The 6,300-nt window shown below is 47.9% G+C and carries 6 protein-coding genes and 1 pseudogene; 2 read left to right on the top strand and 5 right to left on the bottom strand.

The genetic code is table 11. The annotated features are described in order from the left end of the window. Positions 1-143 precede the first annotated feature (143 nt). Complete coding sequence (locus ACZND6_RS09695) at positions 144-596, bottom strand: RepB family plasmid replication initiator protein (protein WP_149879635.1); 453 nt, start codon at positions 594-596, stop codon at positions 144-146. 164 nt (positions 597-760) lie between these two features. Between ACZND6_RS09695 and ACZND6_RS09690 the strand changes: the two genes are divergently transcribed. Both ACZND6_RS09690 and mutM read left to right on the top strand, forming a co-directional pair. Continuing rightward, positions 761-952, top strand: a complete 192-nt coding sequence (locus ACZND6_RS09690; protein WP_149879636.1) for a hypothetical protein — start codon at positions 761-763, stop codon at positions 950-952. A gap of 12 nt (positions 953-964) precedes the next feature. After that, positions 965-1,789, top strand: a complete 825-nt coding sequence (gene mutM / locus ACZND6_RS09685; RefSeq protein WP_293738024.1) for a bifunctional DNA-formamidopyrimidine glycosylase/DNA-(apurinic or apyrimidinic site) lyase — start codon at positions 965-967, stop codon at positions 1,787-1,789. Between the two features lie 46 nt (positions 1,790-1,835). Here the strand turns inward: mutM and ACZND6_RS09680 are convergent, their stop codons facing one another. The 4 genes and pseudogenes from ACZND6_RS09680 to ACZND6_RS09665 form a co-directional block, all read right to left on the bottom strand. Then, positions 1,836-2,903: a porin gene (locus ACZND6_RS09680; RefSeq protein WP_293738025.1), complete on the bottom strand. Its 1,068-nt coding sequence runs from the start codon at positions 2,901-2,903 to the stop codon at positions 1,836-1,838. A gap of 356 nt (positions 2,904-3,259) precedes the next feature. Next, a pseudogene (gene feoB, locus ACZND6_RS09675) lies at positions 3,260-5,641 on the bottom strand (Fe(2+) transporter permease subunit FeoB). 9 nt (positions 5,642-5,650) lie between these two features. Beyond that, positions 5,651-5,878, bottom strand: a complete 228-nt coding sequence (locus tag ACZND6_RS09670; RefSeq protein WP_293738026.1) for a FeoA family protein — start codon at positions 5,876-5,878, stop codon at positions 5,651-5,653. 9 nt (positions 5,879-5,887) lie between these two features. Beyond that, entirely contained in the window at positions 5,888-6,136 is a 249-nt protein-coding gene (locus tag ACZND6_RS09665) for a FeoA family protein (protein ID WP_489524608.1), read from the bottom strand. Positions 6,137-6,300 lie beyond the last annotated feature (164 nt).

Below are 6,300 nucleotides of genomic sequence, written 5' to 3'. Positions count from 1 at the left end.
CCGTTTGTTTATTTCGCAAAAATCAACTTTATCGGATCGCCAGCATGTTTGCATTGGGGCTATGTCAATCGTTCAAATTTATTTTGGACAGTAGTGAATTTTTCCGATTGTGAAAAAATTATAGTCGGCCTGAGAGAGTAGGCTTATCCGAAAAGGTCGAGCTCTTTTTGGACAGCAGGCTCGGTCTTGTTTTTAAGAATGTCTTGTATATCCGTCAAGTACAACTTGACCATATTGGAAAAAATCAAACCGACGGAGTAGGTTTTATCCGAGTATCTGAGCTGGGAGAGCCATCGATAGAATTCGATTTCGTCTTCTGTCTGGGCTTCAATGCCGCCGCGGATCATGACGAACTTGTCAAAAAGCGACTGCGCCGACTCGATCAAAGTTTCATAGGCCTCTTCAGCGCTTTGTGAACGGAACTCTGGAAAACTGTCGACGGAAACTGGATAAATCTTATCGAGTTTAAGCTGTTCGGGAACTAGATCCGATATGGTAAGAGAAAGCATCTTTTTTTGAAGATCCGTTAGTTCTTCGATGCTTTGCTTCAAATCCTCTTTGTATAAAGCGATTCCGGAAGTATTTTTCTTTACCATCGTGTACCTATGCGTTGATTGGAGAAATTTTAGCGCAAGCGTAATAATTGCACCGAGTCATCCCACATACGAGTACGAGATCAGGGATAATGTCTATGTACTAACCCTTATGGGATGGTGATAATTGTCCCTATCAGGTTTGCTCTTCAAGAGGTTATGTAGGAATGAGTCAAAAATCCGAATTTGACGCCAGAATCGCTTCTGCCGGTATCCGCAGGGTTTCCCGCTGCAGAAAGATTTCCTTGAAGGGCGCCCAGCGAATTGCACTCCCACCCTTTTTGACACAGGCTCACTCAACGGAGCCTGACCACGGGTCCGGCTGGAACTTGTTCACGGTATCCGTGCGTCCTGTTTAGTTCTGCGGATCTATGCCCGAACTTCCAGAAGTAGAAATTACTCGCCTTGGAATACTCAAACGTGTCGGCGGCCGGCGCTGTACGGGTGCTGTTGTCCGCGAGACGCGCTTCCGCAAATCTGCGCCGACAAACCTTTCAGACTTGCTGACGGGACAGCGCTTACGTACGATTGAGAGACGGGGAAAGTATCTGATTTGGTATTTCGATCGAGGTTATATCGTTTCTCATCTCGGTATGTCGGGTGTCATGCGGATTGTCGATCCCAAAACTACGGAACCGGTTAAGCACGACCACATTGATATATTGTTCGGTGATTTAGCGGTTCGATATCACGATCCCAGACGCTTCGGTTTTGTGATTTGGCTGCCCGAATCTCAAGATCCTTATGAACTGCCGGAAATCGCAAAATTGGGTGAAGAACCTTTCTCTGACAGTTTTACCGCCTCTCGACTGCATGCCGCATTAGCAAATACTTCACTGCCGATTAAAGAAGCGATGCTGACAGGCAAATACGTTGTCGGGGTCGGAAATATCTACTGCTCGGAGTCTTTGTTTAAGGCTCGAATTTCGCCTTTGACACCGGCGAACAAAATCTCTAAGCAGCGCCTGGAGCGTTTGGTGACGGCGATTCGAGAAGTGCTGACTTTATCACTTAACGAAGGCGGCTTCACATTAAAAGACTTTGTTTCCGCAGAGGGAGAGCAAGGCTATTTCACCTTAAATGCCAAGGTGTATGGAAAAGAAGGCAAGCCCTGCTCGAATTGCGGTCGTCCGATTAAGAAGATCATTCAAAACGGCAGAGCAACTTATTACTGCAGCAATTGTCAGAGACGTTAACTGTCTCAGGACGGTCAGGCAAGAAGGTTTTCCCGAAGTACCAAATTTAGAAGTTGTGACCTAAACCAAAAGTAGCGGCCCATCCTCCTAAACCGGAATCATATTTTTTAAAGGCTTTTCCAGTAGTTCCCCAACCGGCCTGAGTGTAAAGCGTCGTGCGCTTGGAAAGCGGATAAAGGTAGGCGGCGCCTAGAGAAAATGAGTTGTACTTTTCGCCTGTGTCTTTGAGTTTGCCTAGCGCACCCTGAGTCTGAAACCTTGCTGAGCCGCCTGCGAAGGGCACCGCTACGGAGAGCGCGAGCGCGTGCTGGTTCGCGCCTTTATGCGCTCCTTCGATCTCAGTGTAGTTCGGAAGCTTCATGCTATGAAGTGCGTATTGGTAAACGCCGAAAAGCTTGAATGTCCCGAAATCATAAGAAGCCTGGGTGGTAAACAAATTCGTTGCTTTAGGTTTTGAAAAACCATCGCTTCCTTTGTTATCCAACATCTCCCAGTAAGCGCCCAACCTGAAAGCTTGGTCCTCGAATGTTGCTCCGAGGCCGTAATAGTGCTTGTTTCTTGACCACTTTTCGGAATCTTCATTTACGCCGTTTGAGTATGTGGCGTGAAGCTTCCAACCGTTAAGATTGGGGGAAAGATAAGCAATCGTGTTGTTCATCCAGTCCGTGAGAATGAACGCGCTGTGGATATTGCTAAGCGCAGAAAAGCTCGTGTTGTAGGCGGACGATCCGGAAATGGAGTATTCGCCGTTGTACGAACCAAGCGCTCCGATTCTGCCGAATGCGACTTGACCGAGGCGAGATGTAAAACCCAAATAAGCCTGACGGTTGAAGGCCTTGTCGCCGCTGTCGTCGTCTTCTTTTCCGTTAGATAGGACGTAGCCTTGCTCCAGTCTGAAGAAAACACTGTTTCCGCTTCCGAGATCTTCCGTCCCAGTAATGCCGAACATATTGGTGTCCAAGCTGCCGTTGGCAAATTTAACCGTTGCAGATTTTCCTTTTAGTTTTTGGACGGTTATGCCGCCGTCGGCGCCGCCATAAAGCGTAACGGAGGTTTCAGCGTAGACGGCAGAAGCAACGAACGATACAACTACAGCAAAAACGAGCTTTTTCATAAGGTTGCGAGCATCAAGAATAAAAAAATCGTTCTCAGAAAATTCAGGTTCACGATAAGCGAATTCTTCTCTATTTCTTCCGAGATAGTCGTAAACATTGCCAAAAACGAGAAATTTACCCAGAAGTCGGAAATACTCTTATCTGAATACTGAATCGCTCCGGCGGTTGCGGCTCAGGAGCCGTTGTCCGTGAGATGCATTCTCATAATCTGCTCTTGCCGTCCTCCTATGACGATCGCTCATTAAAAGGCTTTGTTTCTCCAGTCTTTGTTTTACAAGATTGTTTCTATTCGAACGAAAACAAATTCCGCTCAAACCCAAAGGTAAGAGCGGAACGGAAAGAAAATTAGCTCTTTTTAGCGAGCATTGCTGTTGGCAAGTCTTCCTTCTGCGTTTGAGTTTCCTTTTGCAGCGAGCCTAAGCCCTGCAACGATTGCGACAATGATCGCAGTGCAAACGGCGATACAAACTGCTGAATACACCGGATGAGCATTGAAAGAGCCGGCTTGATAGACGATAGTTGCAGCACTGTAGCCAACGGCGGTTGTCCACAAAGCAGGGAAGATGGCCCAGCCGCTTCCGACCTCTCTGTAGATGGCACCCATAGCGGCGCCGCAGGGCAAATAGAGGAGAACCATCAACAGGTAGGCAAACGCACCCAACTCACCGTCGAACAGCTTGTTCATGGCGGCAATTGTTCCGGTGCTTACTTCTTGCTCCTCTGCTTGCAGAGCAACGTCGGAGAGGTCGCTTTCTACGGAGATGCCAAGCGGATCAGTGAAGAAGGCTCCGATATCGCCGAATCCTTCACCGATGCTGGCGACGGCTTCACCGAAGGAGCGGGCAAGGTTAAAGCCTTCTTCTTCGTTTTGCTGCTGAGCTTGCTCTTCAATCTTTGCTGCCGGTTCACCTACAGCAGCTTGTTCCTCCGCTTTACCACCGATTCCGCTGTAAAGAGAATCCAGCGTACCGACAACGGCTTCTTTGGCAAGAATACCGGTAAAGACGCCGACAGCGGCAGGCCAGTTTTCTTCAGATACGCCCATTGGCTTGAAAACGGGCACAATTGTCTTGCCGATCTGAGACAAAACACTCTTGTCGGAATCCTGATTGCCGAAGGAGCCGTCTGTTCCCAAAGAGTTCAGGAAGCACAGAACGGCCACAAGTACAACGATCACTTTACCGGCGCGGAAAATAAAGCTCTTTAGACGATCCCATGTTCTCAAAAGGATGTTCTTTGCGGTCGGCAGATGGTACGGAGGAATCTCCATGACAAAGGCGCTTGTCTGACCGGCTAAGGCCGTCCTCTTGAGCATGAAGCCTGTGGCGATAGCTGCCAAGATGCCGATGAGATACAAACCGAAAACGAGATTTTGTCCGCTCATCGGCCAAAAGGCAGTCGCAAACAAAACGTAGACCGGCAATCTTGCGCCGCAGCTCATGAACGGAGCCATTAAAACTGTGGTAATGCGGTCTTGTTTTTGTTCCATTGTGCGCGTTGCCATGATAGCGGGCACGCCGCAGCCGAATCCGACAATCAGAGGAACAAAGGCTTTTCCGGGCAGCCCGAGCGCTCTCATCAGACGGTCCATCACAAAGGCGGCTCTGGCTATATATCCGGAGTCTTCCAGGAAAGATAAGGCTAAGAACAAACAGAAGATGACCGGAATGAATGTGGAGACACATTGAATACCGCCGCCGATACCGTCGGCAAGAATCGTCTTAAGCCATTCAGGCGTTCCGATGGAAGTGAGAAGTTCTCCGAAACCGTCGATAAAGATCGCACCGAAAAGAATATCGAAGAAGTCAATGAAAGCTGAGCCGACGTTGATCGAAAAAATGAACATCAGGTACATCACGGCCAAGAAAATAGGTACACCCAGCCAACGATGCAAAACAATCCTGTCGATTTTGTCGGTAATCGTTTGTTTGACCTCGTTGTCTCGTGTGATGCAAGAAGAGGCGACCTTGCTGACAAAGGAGTAGCGCACGTCGGCAATAGCCATATCCAGGTCGCCGTTGTAGTGCTTATTGAGTGCATTGATTCGCAGTTCGGCTTTAGTAAAGTCGCTTTTTAAAGTTCGGAGTCCCAGTTCTTTGTCGCCTTCAAGGATCTGTTCGGCGATCCAAGGGGCCTTTTCAACGTTGTTTTCAGAGAGTTCCCGAGTCAGTGTGTGAATTTCATCGGCAATGTCTTTCGGGAAAACAAGCGGGTTGTGCGGAACGGTAGGATTTTCAAGCTGGCGGCTGATTGCTTGTTTGAGAACATCTACACCCGTTTCTCGAGAGGCAACTAATCCGACAACCGGGCAATCGAGTTCTTGCGCTAATTTATCAAGATCAACGGAGATGGAATGATTCTTTGCCACGTCAAGCATGTTGACCGCAACAATGAGCGGAACCTGCATTTCGATGAGCTGCGCTGTCAAATAAAGGTTTCTCTCCAGGTTCGAAGCATCAACGATATTTACGACAAGAGAAGATTCGCCGGAGAGGATGTATTCTCGAGCAACGCGCTCGTCTTCGCAGGAAGCTTCACACGGCTGAAGAGAATAGACGCCCGGTAAGTCGACGAGCGTGATCTGCTGATCATTGAGTGTAAAGCTTCCGCTCTATTTCTCGACGGTAACGACCGGCCAATTTCCGACGCTCTAGTGTGACCCGGTCAAAGCGTTAAACAGAGTTGTCTTGCCGCAGTTAGGATTGCCCGCGAGTGCGATCGATATTTTCTGACTCATGATATTTCCTTACAAGGGTCTGACGTCAATGATTTCGATTTCAGCCTTTCGAACGCTGATGAAAGATCCGCGAAGTTTGATTTCGACGGGATCTCCTAACGGAGCAACCCGAGTGACTTCAAATCGGGTGTTGGGAAGGACGCCCAGAGAAAAAAGTTTTTTCCGATATTTAGTGTTTCCCGGCAAAAAACCTTTCACGACACCTCTTTGTCCGGGTTTCATATCGCGAAGCTGCATGATGTTCTCCTATTGGAAAATGCGAACAACATTTATTTCCGCCGCGACATCTCGATTTACAGCGATTCTGGCGTCACCCACGGCGATGAGAAGCGGGCCGTTCTGTGCGGAGGTGATCACGGAAGCCACGCTCCCGACGTATAAACCTAAATCCCGAAGACGTTTCAATTCACTTGGAGAAATATTTCCCAGTTTTGCGATTCTGCATTGAACATTTACCGGGAGCTGAACCAGGCGATGAGATGAAGAGATGATCATAAAAGTATCAAATGAAAACGATTATCGTTATCAAAATGTTACTCCTCAGCAATAGAAATAATAATCAATATCATTAGGGATTTCGCTAGATCTTTAATGAATCTCGCATCTTGAAGATTTATAACTTGTTGAATATTTGTGGAAATATTCACTTGAATATCCCA

The organism is Parasutterella sp. (assembly GCF_057870745.1).
The sequence above is the reverse complement of the archived record's forward strand: the minus strand, read 5'-3'. Positions and strand labels throughout refer to the sequence as shown.